Origin of the sequence: Pseudomonas yamanorum (assembly GCF_013386765.1) — a bacterium.
Lineage (GTDB): Bacteria > Pseudomonadota > Gammaproteobacteria > Pseudomonadales > Pseudomonadaceae > Aquipseudomonas > Aquipseudomonas yamanorum_A.
Window position 1 is genome coordinate 60385 of sequence record NZ_JACARE010000021.1, and the last position, 17326, is coordinate 77710.

Consider the following 17326-nt stretch of genomic DNA (forward strand, 5'->3'; position numbering starts at 1 on the left):
CGCCTCAAACAACAACGAATTTAGAAGCGGAGGCCCATCATGGCCAACCTGAAAATCAAGAATCTGCAAAAAGGCTTCGAAGGTTTCTCCATCATCAAGGGCATCGACCTTGAGGTGAACGACAAGGAGTTCGTGGTGTTCGTCGGCCCGTCGGGCTGCGGCAAATCCACCCTGCTGCGCCTGATTGCCGGCCTGGAAGAAGTCAGCGAAGGCACCATCGAGCTGGATGGCCGCGACATCACCGAAGTCACCCCGGCCAAGCGCGACCTGGCGATGGTGTTCCAGACTTACGCCCTGTACCCGCACATGAGCGTGCGCAAAAACATGTCGTTTGCCCTGGACCTGGCCGGCGTCGACAAGAAGATTGTCGAAAGCAAGGTCAACGAAGCGGCGCGCATCCTGGAGCTGGGCCCGCTGCTTGAGCGCAAGCCCAAGCAGCTCTCCGGCGGCCAGCGCCAGCGGGTCGCCATCGGCCGCGCGATTGTGCGCAACCCGAAGATCTTCCTGTTCGACGAACCGCTGTCCAACCTCGATGCCGCCCTGCGGGTGCAGATGCGCCTGGAGCTGTCGCGCCTGCATAAAGAGCTGCAGGCCACCATGATCTACGTGACCCACGACCAGGTCGAAGCCATGACCCTGGCCGACAAGGTGGTCGTACTGAACAGTGGCCGCGTGGAACAGGTGGGCTCGCCGCTGGAGCTGTATCACCAGCCGGCCAACCTGTTTGTCGCAGGCTTTTTGGGTACGCCGAAAATGGGCTTCCTCAAAGGCAAGGTCACCCGCGTGGACGCACAGGGCTGCGAAGTCGAACTGGACGCCGGCGGGCGTATCAGCCTGCCCTTGAGCAGCGCGACCTTGAGTGTCGGCAGCGCGGTGACCCTGGGCATTCGCCCGGAACACCTGGAAATCGCCTCCCCCGGCCAGGCCACCCTGACCGTTACCGCCGACGTCGGCGAGCGCCTGGGCAGCGACACCTTCTGCCACGTGATCACCGCCAGCAAAGAGCCGTTGACCCTGCGTATCCGTGGCGACATGGCCAGCCAGTATGGCGAAACCCTGCAGCTGCACCTGGACCCGACCCAATGCCACCTGTTCGACGCTGACGGCGTTGCCGTGGCCCGTCCGCTGCGCGCCGCCGCCTGATTTCGCGAGAATTTCCTGATGAAACTGAACAAGCAAAACCTCACGCAACTGGCCCCTGAAGTGCAGTTGCCGGCCTATGCGATCGCCAACACAAGCCAAGGCATCGCGCACATCGGCGTCGGCGGGTTCCACCGCGCCCACCAGGCGTATTACACCGATGCGCTGATGAACACCGGCACCGGCCTGGACTGGAGCATTTGCGGCGTGGGCTTGCGTAGCGAAGACCGCAAGGCCCGGGACGACCTGGCCGGCCAGGACTACCTGTTTACCCTGTATGAACTGGGTGACACCGACGACACCGAAGTGCGCGTGATCGGCTCCATCAGCGACATGCTGCTGGCCGAAGACGGTGCCCAGGCGTTGATCGACAAGCTGGCCAGCCCGCAGATTCGGATCGTCTCGCTGACCATCACCGAAGGCGGCTACTGCATCGACGACAGCAACGGCGAGTTCATGGCCAACCTGCCGCAGATCCAGCATGACCTGGCCAACCCGCACTCGCCGAAAACCGTGTTCGGGTTTATCTGCGCCGCGCTGACCCAGCGCCGCGCCGCCGGGGTTGCAGCCTTTACCGTGATGTCCTGCGATAACCTGCCCCACAACGGCGCCGTGACCCGCAAGGCCTTGCTGGCCTTTGCCGCGCTGCACAACCCTGACCTGCACGAGTGGATCAAGGCCAATGTGAGCTTCCCGAATGCCATGGTCGACCGCATCACGCCGATGACCAGCACCGCGCACCGCCTGCAACTGCACGACGACCACGGCATCGACGATGCCTGGCCGGTGGTCTGCGAGCCGTTTGTGCAATGGGTGCTGGAAGACAAGTTCGTCAACGGTCGCCCGGCGTGGGAGACGGTGGGCGTGCAGTTCACCGATGACGTGACGCCGTACGAAGAAATGAAGATCGGCCTGCTCAACGGCAGTCACCTGGCGCTGACGTACCTGGGTTTCCTCAAGGGTTATCGCTTCGTCCACGAGACCATGAACGACCCGTTGTTCGTGGCCTACATGCGCGCCTACATGGACTTGGACGTCACGCCCAACCTGGCGCCAGTGCCGGGTATCGACCTGACCGAGTACAAGCAGACCCTGGTGGACCGTTTTTCCAACCAGGCGATTGCCGATCAGTTGGAGCGTGTGTGTTCCGATGGTTCGTCGAAGTTTCCCAAGTTCACCGTCCCGACCATCAACCGCCTGATCGCCGATGGCCGCGAGACCGAGCGCGCCGCGCTGGTGGTGGCGGCGTGGGCGCTGTACTTGAAAGGCGTGGATGAGAATGGCGTAATCTTCCGCATTCCGGACCCCCGCGCCGAGTTTTGCCAAGGGCTGGTGACGGACGATGCGTTGATCAGCAAGCGGCTGTTGGGGGTGGAAGAGATTTTTGGTACGGCTATTCCCAACTCCCCTGCGTTTGTGGCAGCGTTTGAGCGGTGTTTCGAGAGCCTGCAGGATGTGGGTGTGAGTAAAACGCTGGAGCGGCTGCTCGCCAATATCCACTGACGGAACCGAATCAAAAATGTGGGAGCTGGCTTGCCTGCGATAGCGGTGTATCAGCTAAATGGTTGCTGGCTGAAAGACCGCCATCGCAGGCAAGCCAGCTCCCACATTGATCGCATTCTCACTCCAAAAACAACACTGCTGAGCGACGATCATGACCCAGCAAAACCTCTACCTCGGCATCGACTGCGGCACCCAGGGCACCAAGGCCATCGTCCTCGACGCCGGCAGCGGCAAAGTCCTGGGCCTGGGCGCCGCCAGCCACACACTGCTCAGCGGCGCCAACGGGCGCCGCGAACAGCACACCCAGGAATGGCTCGACGCCTTCACCGAAGCCACCCACCGCGCCTTGCAACAGGCCGGCGTGGACGGCCAGGACATCCTCGCCATCGGCGTCTCCGGCCAGCAACACGGCCTGGTGCTGCTGGATGACCAAGGCCAGGTGCTGCGCCCGGCCAAACTGTGGTGCGACACCGAAACCACGCCGGAAAACGATCGCTTGCTGCAGCATCTGGGCGGCGAAAGCGGCTCCCTGGAGCGCCTCGGCGTGGCCATCGCCCCGGGCTACACCGTGTCCAAGCTGCTGTGGACCCGCGAACAGCACCCGGATATTTTCTCGCGCATCGCCCATATCCTGCTGCCCCACGACTACCTCAACTACTGGCTCACCGGCCGCGCCTGCGCGGAATACGGCGATGCCTCGGGCACCGGCTATTTCAACGTGCGCACCCGGGAATGGGACCTGGCGCTGTTGCGCCATATCGACCCCGACGGGCGCCTGGAAGCCGCGTTGCCCGAGTTGATCGAGGCCAACCAGCCAGTAGGCACTGTCCTGCCCGCCATCGCCGAGCGCCTGGGCATCAACCCGAATGCCCAGGTGTCCAGCGGCGGCGGCGACAACATGATGGGCGCCATCGGCACCGGCAATATCGCCCCCGGCGTGATCACCATGAGCCTGGGTTCATCCGGCACCGTGTATGCCTTTGCCGACCAGGCCAACGTCAGCCCGCAGGCGTCGGTAGCGACGTTCTGCTCGTCCAGCGGCGGCTGGCTGCCGTTGATCTGCACCATGAACCTGACCAACGCCACCGGAGTGATCCGCGAACTGTTCGACCTCGACCTGGCGGCCTTCAACGCCCAGGTGGCCGAGGCCCCGATTGGTGCCGACGGCGTGAGCATGCTGCCGTTTCTCAATGGCGAGCGGGTGCCCGCCCTGCCCCACGCCACCGGCAGCCTGCATGGCGTGACCATGACCAACCTGACCCGCGCCAACCTGTGCCGCGCGGTGGTCGAAGGCACCACGTTCGGCCTGCGCTATGGCCTGGACCTGCTGCGCCAGACCGGCCTGCAAAGCCAGAGCATCCGCCTGATCGGTGGTGGCTCGAAAAGCCCGGTGTGGCGGCAGATGGTTGCCGATATCATGAACACCGAAGTCATCTGCACCGAACAAAGCGAAGCCGCGGCCCTGGGCGCGGCGATCCAGGCGGCGTGGTGCCAGTCCGGTGAGAGCCTGGCGCAGCTGTGCCAGCGTTGCGTCAGCGTCGACGCGGCCAGCCGCACGGTGCCGGATGCCGGCAGCGTCAGCGCCTATCAGCAGGCGTATGAGCGTTATCAACAGCACGTGGCATCCCTTTAAGAGCGAACGAATATGTATTTGGTATGTGGCGAAGCGCTGTTTGATTTTTTCAGCGAGGACGATGCCAGCGGCAAGGCGTCCCTGGTCAATTACAAGGCGATTGCCGGCGGTTCGCCGTTCAACGTCGCGGTAGGTTTGCGTCGCTTGGGCATCGATGCCGGCTTCTTCGCCGGGATCTCCAGCGACTTCCTCGGCCGGCGCCTGTTGCAGGTGCTCAAGGAGGAAGGTGTGCGTGAGGACTACCTGCTGGAGTTCGCAGCGCCCACTACCCTGGCGATGGTGGCCGTGGGTGCCAATGGCTCGCCGCAATACAGCTTCCGTGGTGAAGGTTGCGCCGACCGGCAGTTGCAGCTTGAACATTTGCCGACACTGGGCGACGAGGTGCGTGGCGTGCACATCGGCTCGTTTTCACTGGTGGTGCAGCCGATTGCCGACACCTTGCTGGCCCTGGTCCGCCGGGAAAGCGGCAAGCGCCTGATCAGCCTCGACCCCAACGTACGCCTTAACCCGCAGCCGAATATCGAGCTGTGGCGCGAGCGGGTGGCCGAGTTGGTCAAGCATGCCGACCTGATCAAGGTCAGTGATGAAGACCTGCATCTGCTCTACCCCGGCCAGGCACCGGAAAGCATTCTGCAAGGCTGGTTGCAGCACCGTTGCCAGTTGGTGTTCCTGACCCGTGGCGGCGACGGCGCAACCGTGTTCAGCCGTCAGCACGGCAGTTGGTCGGCACCGGCAGTCAAGGTGGTGATGGCCGATACCGTAGGGGCCGGGGACACTTTCCAGGCCGCCTTGATTGCCTGGCTCACGGAACATCAACTGGACTCCGTCGAGGGCCTGCAACAGCTGTCCCGCGAGCAGATCAGCGGCATGCTCACCTTCGCCATCCGTGCGGCGGCGCTGACCTGCAGCAAGACCGGCCCGGACTTGCCTTACCGTCATCAGTTGGACTGACAAACGTCCCGCAAGGACCAATGTGCCATCATGAAGGCCACGTATTACGTGGCTTTCAGCCCTGCTGCCACCGGTCCAAAAAACCTGCACTGTGTCAAAAACTGTACTAGACCGAAAGGCACGTGCAGTTTTTATAACAAAAGCAGGACAGATCCATGGGCAATAGACGGACCTTTCGCAATCGCGCCGTTTTGACTGTCGGCATCCTCTCACTGCATTACATCACGCCCCAGCAAGCCCACGCGGCTTGCGTGCTCACCCCAGGCCCGGGCAACGACACCTATACCTGCGACAGCGGCAGCAGCGCCGGCCTCACCGACCTGCTGGGCAACAACACCCTGATCCTGCCGGCAGGCGGCTCCGGCACCATCAATGGCGGTGTCACCTTCGGCGCAGGCCAGGACGCGGTGCAAATCCGCTCGGGGCTGATTACCGGCGCGGTCCAGCAAGGCGCCGGCATCGACGACTTCGTAATGAGCGGCGGGCAGATTCAGTCCCTGGCCCAGGGCGATGGCCGTGACACCTTTTTCATGAGTGGCGGCACCATCGTTGGCGCGTTTGAAGACGGCGATGTGGCGCAGCAGACCGGTGGCACCATCGGCCGGGTGGACATGAAGCTCGACAACAATATCTACAACATGTCCGGCGGCGCGATCCTCGGCAACCTGGTGACCGGTTTTGGCATCGACCAGATCATCGTTTCCGGCGGCACCATCGGCGGCAATATCAGTACCAGCGGCGGCGATGACAGCATTAGCGTCAGCGGCGGCGTCATCTCCGGCGAGATCCGCGCCAGTGTCGGCAATGACACGTTCAACTGGACCAATGGCGGCCAGATCAAATCGGCGGTGCTGATGGGTGACGGCGACGACACCGCACGGCTCAGCGGCCTGAATGAAAGCCTGTTGAGCGCAACGCCGTCCATCGATGGCGGCCTGGGCAACGACCAACTGACCTTCGACAACACCACCTCCAGCACCGCCGCACGGTATATCGGATGGGAGACGGTGAACCTCAACAACAACTCGCGCTTCGACCTCGCCGGGGACTTTTTCCTCGGCGACAGTGCCAGCAACACCGGCACCTTCAATATCGACGGCAGCAGCACATTGGGCGTGACCCAAGGCAGTATCCGCCCCTACACCGCGGGCGCCCTGGCGACCCTCAATAACGCCGGCACCCTCGACATGACCAGCCGCAGCAACAGCGCCACGGATACGTTGACGGTGTATGGCAATTACGTCGGCAACAATGGCCAGCTGTGGCTGCAGTCGGTGCTCGGTGACGACAACTCCGCCAGCGACAAGCTGGTGGTGTCCGACGGGACCATCAGCGGGCATACCCAACTGACGGTAACCAACCTCGGCGGCGCGGGTGGGTTCACGCAAAATAACGGGATCGAGGTGGTGCAGGCACTCAATGGCGCCGTCAGCAGCACCGACGCCTTTGCGCTTAAAGGCTCGGTGTCTGCCGGAGCCTATGAATACCTGCTGTTCAAGGGCGGTGTTACCGCTGGCACGGAAAACAACTGGTACCTGCGTTCATCGGTGGTTGCCGTGCAACCGCCAGCGGTTCCACCCGTGCCACCGACGCCACCGGTGGTGGTGCCCGTGCCACCCATGCCACCCGTGCCGCCGGTGGTTGACCCGGATGAGCCGCCCGTGGAGCCGCCCACTTCGCAGCCCGTCGCGCCGGTCGAGCCCCCAGCTCCACCGCCCAGTCAGGTTGCGGCGGCCAACTCGCCGGAGTCGGCAGCGAGCAATCCGGTGTTGCCCACCGCCGTCGCCGGTGCCGAGCCAATTCCTTTGTACCGCCTGGAAGTGCCGGTGTACTCGGTGGTCGTCCCGGCGGCGCAGTTGATGACACTACAAGCCCTTGGCACCTTTCATGACCGCCAGGGTGAACAAAGCCTGCTGAGTGAAACCGGCGCCGTGCCCGCCGGCTGGGGCCGCGCCTATGGCAGTGACTTCAACAAAAGCTGGACCGGCACGGTGTCGCCGAGTTTCGACGGTTCTATCAAAGGCTATCAAGTGGGCCATGACCTCTACGCCTCCGAAACCAGCGGCGGGCAGACCCAGCGCTTCGGCCTGTTCGTCGGCCAAAGCCGCCTGCAGGGTGACATCAAAGGCTTTGCCATGGGCTTTCAGGGCACGCACGCCGGGCGGGTCAAGCTGGACGGCGACAACTTCGGCGTCTACTGGACCCTCACCGACCCCACAGGCTGGTATGTCGATCTGGTGGCTATGGGCACACGCTTCGACGGTGACAGCAAATCCGAGCGTGACGTGAAGATCGACAACAAGGGCCACGCACTGGCGCTGTCGGCGGAAGCTGGCTACCCGATTGCCGTGTCGGAACATTGGGTGGTGGAGCCGCAGGTGCAGGTGATCAACCAGCACATCGACATGGACAGCCAGAACGACGGTATCTCCAAGGTTTCATACGACTCCCAGGACTACTGGACCGGCCGCCTGGGGGCACGCCTGAAGGGGCGTTACCTGGTGCAGAACACGCCCATCGAGCCTTACGTGCGAGTCAACGCCTGGCGCACCTTTGGCGGCAGCGACACGGTGACCTACGACGATGTTGACCGAATCAAGACCGATCACAAGTCATCCACCGCCGACCTGGGTGTTGGGGTTGTCGCCAAGCTGTCGTCCACCGTCAGCGTGTACCTGGCGGCGGACTACAACACCCAACTGGACAGCAATGCGTTTGAAGGCGTCAGTGGCAATGCCGGGGTGCGGGTCAGTTGGTAGGGCCGGACTCTTTCGGACACGTCACTGCCCGCGCAACGATGGCGCCCACTACAGCCCCGACAATCGGAGCCACCCAGAACGCCCACAACTGCATCACATACTCGCCGCCGGCAAACAACGCCGGGCCGGTGCTGCGGGCCGGGTTGACCGAGGTGTTGGTGACGGGGATGGCCACCAGGTGGATCAGGGTCAGTGCCAGGCCAATGGCAATCGGCGCAAACCCTGCTGCAGAGCCCGGCCCGGTGACCCGCATGATGATGAATACAAAAAAGAACGTCGCCACAGCCTCGACCACCAGCGCCGCCAGCAGGCTGTAATCGCCCGGGCTCAACGGGCCATAACCATTGGCGGCGAACGCCCCCATTTCAAAGCCCGGCCGGCCACTGGCAATCAGCGCCAACACGGCGGCCGCGACGATCGCACCGGCGACCTGGGCAATGATGTACGGCACCACATCCACGCCCGGCACGCGGCGCCCGACCCACAGGCCGATGGTGACCGCCGGGTTGAAGTGCGCACCCGAGATACCACCCACCGCATACGCCATGGTCAGCACCGTAAGGCCAAAGGCCAGGGCCACGCCGGCAAAGCCAATCCCCAGTTCCGGAAACGCCGCCGCCAGGATCGCGCTGCCACAGCCACCGAAGGTCAGCCAGAACGTCCCCAGAAACTCTGCTGCGATTTTCTTTTGCAAATCCAATTCCCCCTAGTGCCAACGCCATCCGATTGATGGACCCGGTGGCGACGGTAGCAAGAGGACTTGCCCGGCTCGTATCAGACTTTTCCGGTTAATTGGAGTGATATTACCCATGCGCTGAAGATGAAGCTTTTGTCAGCAAAGCCTCAATTAATCGATGGTTAATCCCCCGGGACGAGAGTTGAATCGACCGCACTCGCACGGCCTTAGCCGTTGCCCAGGGCGGCCGCACTCATCGTGTTGATGAGTCAGCGAACGACTTGCGGAGAAACACCATGAAACTGCGTACGTTAATGCTCGGTGGCGCACTGGCCCTGACGGCTGTAACGGGGATGGCGCAGGCTGATACAGCCCCCGTCGTCACGCCTTACCACTACGGTGAGAAGATGGATGTGCAGAAGGTGCTTGCCATGCACGAAACCGATACCAATGTCTGCAAAGTGATCAATGCCGATATCAAGTACCTCGACAGTGCCGGCAAAGTCCAGGACGTGAGCTATCGCAAAATGTCGGAAGCGTGTGACTTCCAGAATTGATCCAGCGGCAAATAACAGTGGGCCTGGCGTTTATCCAGGCCCGCAGATTATTCGATGACAGAACCTCGACCGTCCGTTTCGTTTAATGGAAAGGACGCGCTCCGGCTCGTTTGAGGGCTGGAGCCTGATGTTGCCTGAGGTCTTCGCGCAACCCTGTGATCAGGTTGCAGATGGCTCGACTGCTGTCGAGTTTAGCGGCCTGAATCCCCTTGACCTCGAAGTCCACCCGGTCCCGGTCTTTCTCGTCATAGACTTTAATCGTCAACGACGCGTCTTCGGCTTTGGTACATTCACACCGCTTAGGCAGGAAACTTCCTTCAATAATGCCGCGTAACTCTAGATCCGAAAGCATGGCTAACCTCTCCTTTATTTGAGACCGCCAATGGATTTATTTGGCTGCTTGTTGGGCGTCGACAGGCACGCCAAGGCGCCTGCGTGACACGTCTTGCCAACCCTGGAAGACGTCTTTCAATCACCAGCCTACTCGGCAATTTTCGGTCTCGTTGTAACCTTTCCTCATAAGCACAGAGCGTTTTTACTTCGACTGAAGGTAGTTGCGTGAAAACGCCCCGATGAAACGTTTAACTAACAACAACTTCATAAACCGGCGGTTGTGCTGCAACTCTTTCTGCAACATGTCGCAAACTATCAAAGTTGATGTTGGCGCCTGAATTGATCGCCACCAGGGTCTTTCCACGCTGGCCGGTTGCCTCGACATACCGACGAATACCGGCCACCGCCAGGGCACCGGAAGGCTCGGTGATGGAACGGGTATCGTCGTAGATCAACTTGATTGCACTGCACAGCTCATCGTTGCTGACAGTGATCACCTCATCCACGTGGTGCCGGCAGATTTCAAAACCGAAGGCGCCGATCTGTGCCACCGCCGTGCCATCGGCAAAGCTGTCGACACTCGGCAGCACCACACGACTGCCCGCCCGCAGTGCCGCCAACAGGCAACTGGAACCTTCGGGCTCGACGCCGATGATGCGCACTTCAGGGCGCAGGTATTTGACATAGGCGGCAATCCCCGCGATCAACCCACCGCCGCCCACCGGCACGAAGATCGCGTCCAGCGGGCCCTGCTGCTGGCGCAACACTTCCATGCCCACGGTGCCCTGCCCGGCAATCACGTCCGGGTCATCGAAGGGCGAGACAAAGGTGCAGCCCGAGGCCTCGGCCAGGTGCAGCGCGTGGGCCAGGGCGAAAGGGAAGCTTTCGCCGTGCAACACCGCCTCGCCCCCACGGGAGCGAACCCCCAATACTTTGAGCTCCGGCGTATTGCAAGGCATGACGATGGTTGCCTTGATCCCCAGTTCCCGGGCGGCCAGTGCCACGCCCTGGGCATGATTGCCCGCCGATGCCGTGACCACGCCCCGGGCCTTCTGCTCGGCACTGAGCTGCACCAGCTTGTTGTAGGCGCCGCGAATCTTGAAGGAAAAGGTCGGTTGCAGGTCTTCACGCTTGAGCAGGATCTGGTTGCCCAGCAACGCCGAGAGTGCCGGCGCCGCCTGCAACGGCGTGCGCACCGCCAGGTCATAGACCGGGGCAGCCAGAATCTTCTTTACGTAGTGCTCAAGCAATCCGGGGGCTTGGGGCTGACTGCTCATGGCTATCTCCTGGGTATTTGCAAAGCCCTGGAGACGGAAAAACAAAACCCGCCTCTAGGGCGGGTTTGGGTACAGCCGTGCGCTATCCCGCCAAATGAGGAATGGCGGTAATAATGCTTGGCTGGCAACGAAGGGTTTGAAATGTCATGAATCAAAATTAACCGGCGCTGCGGGGCAAGTCAATGGCGAAACGCCAGGCTTTACGCAGAGCATACGAAACATATACGATTCATATATCAACCCTGCACAGTGAAGCTCATGGGCATCGTCAAGATCACCGACCAATTGCATGAACAACTCCGCCTGGCCAGCGCCGCCATGGACCGTTCCATCAACGCCCAGGCCGAGTTCTGGATCAAGATCGGCCTGCTCGCCGAACTCAATCCGCACCTGGCCTATAACGACCTGATCAACAAATTGCTGCTGGACAAGCCCGACCTGATCCGGGGGCGCAGTCAATGATCAAGACCGCCGAACAACTCGTGGTGATGCGTGAAGCCGGTCGCCTTTTGGCCAAGGTCTTTAGCATGCTCGACGGTTTCGTCACCGCAGGCCAGTCGACCCTCGAGATCGACAGCGCCGTGGAAGCCTTCATCCGCAATGACCTGCAATCGCGGCCGGCGAGCCTGGGCCAGTACGACTACCCGTTCTGCATCAACACCTCGATCAACGAAGTGGTGTGCCACGGCATGCCGAGCGCCAAGGACGTGCTCAAGGACGGCGACATCGTCAATATCGACATCACCCTGGAAAAAGGCGGCTTTATCGCCGACTCCAGCAAGATGTACATGATTGGCAACGTGGCGCCCAAGGCCCGGCGCCTGGTGGAAATGACCTTCGAAGCCATGTGGGCCGGGATCCGCCAGGTCAAGCCCGGCGCCCGCCTGGGGGATATCGGCTACGCCATCCAGAGCCATGCCCAGGGCAATGGCTACAGCGTGGTGCGTGAATATTGCGGGCACGGCATTGGCCGCGAGATGCACGAAGAGCCGCAGATCCTGCACTTCGGCCGTCCGGGCACCGGGATGGAGCTGCGCGAAGGCATGGTGTTCACCATCGAGCCGATGCTCAACCAGGGCAGCGCCAAGGTGCGCAGCCTGAAGGATGGCTGGACGGTGGTGACGCGCGACAACAGCCTGTCGGCGCAGTGGGAACATACCGTGGCGGTGACGCGGGATGGGTTTGAGGTGTTGACGTTGCAGCACAGCGCCGGCGAATGACCTGTGGTGAGGGAGGTTGGTGTGGTGAGAGGGCTTGCTGTCTGTGGCTAGGGAGCTTGCTCTGGCTAGGGAGCTTGCTGTGGCGAGGGAGCTTGCTCCCGCTGGGCTGCGTAGCGGCCCCAAGATCTTTGGGAGCGCTTCGCACTCCAGCGGGAGCAAGCTCCCTCGCCACAGCAAGCTCCCCAGCCACAGCAAGCTCCCTCACCACAGCAAGCCCCCTCCCCACAAATAACCTCCCGAACATCGTCACACCGCCTTGTCACCACTCCCCGCAATCCGCTTCAACCCCAACACCATCAACCCCGCCCCCAGTCCCATCGCCGCCATAAACAACGGGTACGAAATCCACCACGGCGTGCCCGCCGTCATCATGCTGAACTCCGACATCCCGCCCACGCTGGCAATCAGGTTCAACGGCAGAAACACCACGTTGATCAACGTCAGCTTGCGCAACAGGTTGTTCATGCTGTTGTTCATCAGGTTGCCCCGGGCATCGATCAGCCCGGAGAACACGTTGGAGTAAATCTCCGCCTGCTTGTAGCACTGGTTGTTCTCGATGATCAGGTCATCGATCAGGCCCAGTGTTTCAGCGCTGAAATGTTCCTTCTCGCCATGATTGCGCAGGCGCGTCAGCACCGCGCCGTTGCTGTGCAGGGCGTTGATGTAATAGATCAGGCTTTCGCTGAGGTTGAACATCTGCATCAGGTGGCGGTTGCTCATCGATGCATTGAACTGCTGCTGCAACTCCCGGGCGACCATCTTGATCACCTTAAGGTGGCCCAAGTAGTGGTGGATGTTGTTGAGCAGCAAGTCCAGCAACACATCCAGTGGCGTACGCAGCGGCCGGCGGGCGCCCAGCCCGGAAAGCTGGCTGTCGTCGGTGGCAATCACCAGCAACTGATCCCCGGAAAACAGCAAGCCGCAGGACGCCACTTCAAACACCAGGTTGCCGCCACCGGAATAATTCTCCGGGCGTTTCCAGATCAGGAACAGGTTATCGGGGTGGAACTCGATGCGGGACACTTCGTCGGGGTCCAGCGCCGAGGCCAAAGCATGTTCATCGAGCTTGTAGCAGTCGCGCAGGTACTTGCGCTCGTGGGGATCGGGATTGCTGAAGAGCAGCACATTCGCGTCGTCCCCCAGGCTGTTGTACAACTTGCCATCGGCTATTTCAAAGCGCTGGATCATCGCGCGTCACCACACCTGGCCCTGACGTTTCAGCTCCAGGCGTCGGACGAACTCCTCCAGTACCAGGGAATACAAGTCGTCCTGCAGGTAGGCATCTTCGATACCGGCGTCCATGTTGGGGTTGTCATTGACCTCGATCACCACCACCTTGTCGCCGGATTGCTTGAGGTCTACGCCGTACAGGCCGTCGCCGATCAGGTTGGCGGTCTTTACCGCCAGTTCCACCACGGCCTTGGGCGCTTCGTGGACCGCCAGGGTGCGGCACTCGCCGTTGATGTCCTGGCCGATGGCCTTGTGGTTGTAGATCTGCCAATGGCCCTTGGACATGAAGTACTGGCAGGCAAAGATCGGTTTGCGGTTGAGGACGCCGATGCGCCAGTCGTACTCGGTGTAGAAAAACTCCTGGGCCAGCAGCAACACGGAATGCTCGAACAGTTCAGCGGTGGCGGTCAACAGCGCTTGCTGGCTTTCGACCTTGATCACGCCGCGGGAGAAACACCCGTCGGGGATCTTCAGTACCAGCGGGAAGCCGAGGCGCTCGCCCACCCGTTCGAAATCTTCGGGTCGCTCCTTGTACAGAATTTCAGTGGCGGGCATGCCCAGTTGGTGGCTTTTCAGCAGGTCGGTGAGGTAGACCTTGTTGGTGCAGCGCAGGATCGACGCCGGGTCGTCCATCACCACCAGCCCTTCGCTCTCGGCCTTTTTGGCGAAGCGGTAGGTGTGGTTGTCAACGCTGGTGGTCTCGCGGATCAGCAAGGCGTCGTATTCGGCCAGGCGGGCATAGTCCTTGCGCTCGATCAGTTCCACATCGATGCCCAGCCCCTTGCCGACCCGTACGAAGTTTTCCAGGGCACGGGCGTTGGACGGCGGCAATTGTTCCTGCGGATCGTGCAGGATTGCCAGGTCATAGCGGGCCAACCGTCGGGAGCGCGGTTGACGCCAGATCTTGCGGCTGAAGTTATCCAGCGCATTGGCGAATTGATCTTCCTGGTCATCGCGCAACTTGTGCAACACCCCAGACTTGATGCCTTCGATGTGCCAGCCGTTATTCTTGCGAAATTCAACTAACAGGATCGGACAGGGAAACGCCTCAAACAACTGGCGGGCCAAATCCTGCAAGGGTTCAATATTGGTTCGGCCAAAATAAAGTGTCAGGGTAAAGCCTTCGGTATTGCTGTAGAGGTGATGACTCAAGGCTTTATCGAGGGTTTTATCCAGGTCATCCAGGGCCAGGCCGTACAGGGATTTTTTCGTCAGTTCGCTGATGGTGCGCACCGACGGAATCACCTTGTGGCCCCGCGCCTCGGCCAGCAGCGAGCAGTAGTAGCCGTGCCCCAGGTACTTGTAGCTGCGGCACAGGTTGATCACCTGCACCCGCTTGCCCGTCTCGTTTTCCCGGGTTTGTTCAAGGTATTCCTGGGCGGTGACGATGTCTTCGCTGGGGAAGTACGATGCCCAGTCTTCCTTGCGCTCGACAATGATCACGACTTGACTTGCACTCTTGGGAGGGCTGGAAAAATAACCGTTGGAAGTTATTGTCGCCGCCACTGTTTGCTCGGATACTTCACGCCAATGACCTTGTACCGCTGACATATTGATTGATCCGCTTTAGAGAACTAGACCTTTTCTATTAAGCACGATCTTTTAGAGAAGTCCCGTTTCGTTACGCAACTTTTACGGCGGTCACATGGCTCTTTCCTTTCGCGTTGCAACACCCGATGACGTGCCTGCATTGGTGGCATTGGAACAGCACTGTTTCACCACGGACCGGCTCTCCACCCGCAGCTTCCAGTGGATGGTCAGCCGCGCCCACGGGCAACTGTTGGTGGCGGAACAACACGGCGAGTTGCTGGGTTACGCCCTGGTGCTGTTCCACCGGGGCACCTCCCTGGCGCGCCTGTATTCCATCGCCATCGCCGAGTCCTCCCGGGGCCTGGGATTGGGCAAGCAATTGCTGACACGCATCGAAGCCTGCGCCGTGGAACACGACTGCGCCTACCTGCGCCTCGAAGTGCGCACCGACAACCCCGGCGCCATCGCCCTGTACGAGCGCAATGGTTACCGGCGCTTTGCCTTGATCAATGACTATTACGAAGACCACGCCCCAGCCCTGCGCCTGGAAAAACGCATCCTCCAGCACCAGGACGCACGCGCCCTGAGCGTTCCCTATTACCAGCAGACCACCGACTTCACCTGTGGCGCCGCCAGCCTGCTGATGGCCATGGGCGCTTTGGAACCTGCGCGGGTGGCACAGCGTCGCGAAGAACTGCAGATATGGCGTGAGGCAACCACCGTGTTCATGACCGCCGGCCACGGTGGCTGCAGCCCCCAAGGCCTGGCACTGGCCGCGTGGCGCCGGGGTTTTCGGGTGCGCATGCAGGTCAACGTCAGCGGGCCGTTGTTTCTCGACGGGGTGCGGGATGCGCATAAAAAAGACGTCATGCGGTTGGTGCATGACGCCTTCGAGGAAGAGTTGGCATTGAGCGACGTCGAGCAGGTGCTCGGCGGCCCGCTGGATTTACCCCAGGTGCTGCGGGACGGCGGGCAGCCGCTGGTGTTGATCAGCAGCTACCGGCTGACCCGCTCCAAGTCGCCCCACTGGGTGATCGTCACCGATTGCGACGAAGACTTCGTGTACCTGCACGACCCGGACGTGGACCACAGCCAGCATCGCCAACCCATGGACTGCCAGCATCTGCCGGTCAGCCACGGGGAGTTCGAGCGAATGTGCCGGTTCGGCAATAACAAATTGCGTGCGGCGGTGGTGGTGTTCAGGCGACTTGCTTGATCCCGGCCTTGGCCTCCAGCTCACGCACCAGCGGCAGTACGCGCTGGCCGAAGTACTCGACTTCTTCCTGGAAGTGCAGGAAGCCGGCCAGTACCAGGTCCACGCCGACGGCCTTCAAGGCCACGATGCGCTCGGCGATCTGCTGCGGGGTGCCGATCAGGTTGGTCTTGAAGCCGTCGTTGTATTGCACCAGGTCTTCAAAGCTGGATTTGGCCCAGTTGCCCTCGCCTTCCGGGGATGCCTTGCCGGCTTGTCTGGCCGCGTCGCCAAACGCATTCACGGCTTCCGGATCGGCCTGGTCGATGATCTCTGCCAGTACGGCGCGGGCTTCTTCCTCGGTATCGCGGGCAATCACAAACGCGTTGACCCCGACTTTCACCGAATGATTATTCGCCGCTGCCTTGGCCCGGATGTCATCGACCTGGGCCTTGATGCCTTCCGGGGTATTGCCGTTGGTGAAGTACCAGTCCGACACCCGCGCCGCCATATCCCGCGCCGCCCGTGAACTGCCACCCTGGAAGATTTCCGGGTGCGGCTCGCCCAGTGGCTTGGGTTTGAGGCTGTAGTTGTTGAAGCGGTAGAAGTCGCCCTTGAAGGTGAAATTGTCCTGGGTCCAGATGCCCTTCAAGGCACGGATGAATTCCTCGGAGCGCCGATAGCGCTCGTCGTGCTCCAGCCAGTGTTCGCCGATGGCCTGGAACTCGCCCTTGAACCAGCCGCTGACGATATTCACCGCTACCCGGCCATTGGTGAGCTGGTCGATGGTTGCCAGTTGCTTGGCCGCCAGGGCCGGTTGCCATGGGCCAGGCAGGATCGCCGCAATCACCTTGAGCTTGGTGGTGGCCGCCAGCAGCGCATGGCTGAACGCAACGGACTCATGCTGGTATTCGGCGCCATAGCCGGCGGTGAAACGAATCTGCGTGAGGGCGTATTCGAAACCGGCGTCCTCGGCCAGCTGCGCCAGCTTGCGGTTGTAGTCGATGCCCCAGTGGGTGCGCTGTTCGATCTTGCTGACCACCAGCCCACCGCTGACGTTGGGCACCCAGTAGGCAAATTTGACGGCTTGCTGACTCATTGGACTGTACCTCGCGGATTGGCATGTACAGGGTGTGGAGCAGCAAGTGTGCCAGTGACCGTGAAAGGCCCACGCTACAGGCCTTGGAACGCGGAAACAGGCGAAAAGCAGCCTGCTCCGAGCTGTCACGGATTGCAGCGGTTTGTCGTTTTGCTGTTGCAGGGACAACAGTTGAATCAGCACCCGCCCCGTAAACACGTGCCTTCGCGCCCGGCATGGACTGTGC

15 protein-coding genes are annotated in these 17326 nt (G+C 61.4%); 9 read left to right on the forward strand and 6 right to left on the reverse strand.

Going from position 1 to position 17326, the window contains the following annotated elements; translation table 11 throughout:
- The first annotated feature begins 39 nt into the window (after positions 1-39).
- The 5 genes from HX875_RS17545 (at position 40) to HX875_RS17565 (ending at position 7986) form a co-directional block, all read left to right on the forward strand.
- Positions 40-1143 carry an ABC transporter ATP-binding protein gene (locus tag HX875_RS17545; protein WP_177044141.1) on the forward strand — a complete coding sequence of 368 codons (1104 nt, stop codon included), beginning with the start codon at positions 40-42 and terminating at the stop codon, positions 1141-1143.
- 18 nt (positions 1144-1161) lie between these two features.
- On the forward strand, positions 1162-2643 hold the full coding sequence (locus tag HX875_RS17550; protein ID WP_177044142.1) for a mannitol dehydrogenase family protein: 1482 nt from the start codon (positions 1162-1164) through the stop codon (positions 2641-2643).
- Positions 2644-2794: 151 nt separating this feature from the next.
- Positions 2795-4276 carry a xylulokinase gene (gene xylB / locus HX875_RS17555; protein WP_177044143.1) on the forward strand — a complete coding sequence of 494 codons (1482 nt, stop codon included), beginning with the start codon at positions 2795-2797 and terminating at the stop codon, positions 4274-4276.
- Between the two features lie 12 nt (positions 4277-4288).
- Complete coding sequence (locus tag HX875_RS17560; protein WP_177044144.1) at positions 4289-5227, forward strand: carbohydrate kinase family protein; 939 nt, start codon at positions 4289-4291, stop codon at positions 5225-5227.
- Positions 5228-5382: 155 nt separating this feature from the next.
- Entirely contained in the window at positions 5383-7986 is a 2604-nt protein-coding gene (locus tag HX875_RS17565; RefSeq protein ID WP_177044145.1) for an autotransporter family protein, read from the forward strand.
- Here the strand turns inward: HX875_RS17565 and aqpZ are convergent.
- Positions 7976-8680 (reverse strand): aquaporin Z, encoded by a 705-nt coding sequence (gene aqpZ, locus HX875_RS17570; RefSeq protein WP_177044146.1) that lies wholly within the window; start codon positions 8678-8680, stop codon positions 7976-7978. The two genes, HX875_RS17565 and aqpZ, sit on opposite strands and share 11 nt — an antisense overlap.
- A 278-nt stretch (positions 8681-8958) precedes the next feature.
- On the opposite strand from aqpZ, the gene HX875_RS17575 reads away from it, so the two are divergent.
- The gene (locus HX875_RS17575) at positions 8959-9219 is read left to right on the forward strand and encodes a DUF2790 domain-containing protein (RefSeq protein ID WP_177044147.1); all 261 of its coding nucleotides are present in this window, start codon (positions 8959-8961) and stop codon (positions 9217-9219) included.
- Positions 9220-9301: 82 nt separating this feature from the next.
- Here HX875_RS17575 and HX875_RS17580 read toward each other — a convergent pair whose 3' ends face one another.
- Positions 9302-9571, reverse strand: coding sequence for a DUF1652 domain-containing protein (locus HX875_RS17580; protein ID WP_177044148.1), 270 nt, complete (start codon positions 9569-9571; stop codon positions 9302-9304).
- Between the two features lie 229 nt (positions 9572-9800).
- On the reverse strand, positions 9801-10829 hold the full coding sequence (ilvA, locus tag HX875_RS17585) for a threonine ammonia-lyase, biosynthetic (RefSeq protein WP_177044149.1): 1029 nt from the start codon (positions 10827-10829) through the stop codon (positions 9801-9803).
- A gap of 258 nt (positions 10830-11087) precedes the next feature.
- Here ilvA and HX875_RS17590 point away from each other — a divergent pair, with 258 nt between their 5' ends.
- A complete protein-coding gene (locus HX875_RS17590; RefSeq protein WP_177044150.1) occupies positions 11088-11291 on the forward strand; it encodes a ParD-like family protein in 204 nt (67 codons plus the stop codon).
- The gene (gene map / locus HX875_RS17595) at positions 11288-12049 is read left to right on the forward strand and encodes a type I methionyl aminopeptidase (protein ID WP_177044151.1); all 762 of its coding nucleotides are present in this window, start codon (positions 11288-11290) and stop codon (positions 12047-12049) included. The genes HX875_RS17590 and map overlap by 4 nt, the downstream gene beginning before the upstream one ends.
- A 246-nt stretch (positions 12050-12295) precedes the next feature.
- On the opposite strand, the gene HX875_RS17600 is transcribed toward map, so the two are convergent.
- A complete protein-coding gene (locus HX875_RS17600) occupies positions 12296-13237 on the reverse strand; it encodes a magnesium transporter CorA family protein (RefSeq protein WP_177044152.1) in 942 nt (313 codons plus the stop codon).
- Between the two features lie 6 nt (positions 13238-13243).
- On the reverse strand, positions 13244-14830 hold the full coding sequence (locus tag HX875_RS17605; RefSeq protein ID WP_003215278.1) for a RimK family protein: 1587 nt from the start codon (positions 14828-14830) through the stop codon (positions 13244-13246).
- A gap of 94 nt (positions 14831-14924) precedes the next feature.
- Here HX875_RS17605 and HX875_RS17610 point away from each other — a divergent pair, with 94 nt between their 5' ends.
- Positions 14925-16025, forward strand: coding sequence for a GNAT family N-acetyltransferase/peptidase C39 family protein (locus HX875_RS17610; RefSeq protein WP_177044153.1), 1101 nt, complete (start codon positions 14925-14927; stop codon positions 16023-16025).
- Here HX875_RS17610 and sfnG read toward each other — a convergent pair.
- Positions 16009-17100, reverse strand: coding sequence for a dimethylsulfone monooxygenase SfnG (gene sfnG, locus HX875_RS17615; RefSeq protein ID WP_177044154.1), 1092 nt, complete (start codon positions 17098-17100; stop codon positions 16009-16011). The genes HX875_RS17610 and sfnG overlap by 17 nt on opposite strands.
- Positions 17101-17326: the final 226 nt, after the last annotated feature.

Bases quoted from the DNA above. Each gene is read 5' to 3' on its own strand.
- HX875_RS17610 (WP_177044153.1), top strand. From the start codon at position 14,925: ATGGCTCTTTCCTTTCGCGTTGCAACACCCGATGACGTGCCTGCATTG.
- HX875_RS17600 (WP_177044152.1), bottom strand. From the start codon at position 13,237: ATGATCCAGCGCTTTGAAATAGCCGATGGCAAGTTGTACAACAGCCTG.
- HX875_RS17580 (WP_177044148.1), bottom strand. From the start codon at position 9,571: ATGCTTTCGGATCTAGAGTTACGCGGCATTATTGAAGGAAGTTTCCTG.
- ilvA (WP_177044149.1), bottom strand. From the start codon at position 10,829: ATGAGCAGTCAGCCCCAAGCCCCCGGATTGCTTGAGCACTACGTAAAG.
- map (WP_177044151.1), top strand. From the start codon at position 11,288: ATGATCAAGACCGCCGAACAACTCGTGGTGATGCGTGAAGCCGGTCGC.
- HX875_RS17545 (WP_177044141.1), top strand. From the start codon at position 40: ATGGCCAACCTGAAAATCAAGAATCTGCAAAAAGGCTTCGAAGGTTTC.
- HX875_RS17565 (WP_177044145.1), top strand. From the start codon at position 5,383: ATGGGCAATAGACGGACCTTTCGCAATCGCGCCGTTTTGACTGTCGGC.
- HX875_RS17550 (WP_177044142.1), top strand. From the start codon at position 1,162: ATGAAACTGAACAAGCAAAACCTCACGCAACTGGCCCCTGAAGTGCAG.
- xylB (WP_177044143.1), top strand. From the start codon at position 2,795: ATGACCCAGCAAAACCTCTACCTCGGCATCGACTGCGGCACCCAGGGC.
- sfnG (WP_177044154.1), bottom strand. From the start codon at position 17,100: ATGAGTCAGCAAGCCGTCAAATTTGCCTACTGGGTGCCCAACGTCAGC.
- HX875_RS17590 (WP_177044150.1), top strand. From the start codon at position 11,088: ATGGGCATCGTCAAGATCACCGACCAATTGCATGAACAACTCCGCCTG.
- HX875_RS17560 (WP_177044144.1), top strand. From the start codon at position 4,289: ATGTATTTGGTATGTGGCGAAGCGCTGTTTGATTTTTTCAGCGAGGAC.
- HX875_RS17605 (WP_003215278.1), bottom strand. From the start codon at position 14,830: ATGTCAGCGGTACAAGGTCATTGGCGTGAAGTATCCGAGCAAACAGTG.
- HX875_RS17575 (WP_177044147.1), top strand. From the start codon at position 8,959: ATGAAACTGCGTACGTTAATGCTCGGTGGCGCACTGGCCCTGACGGCT.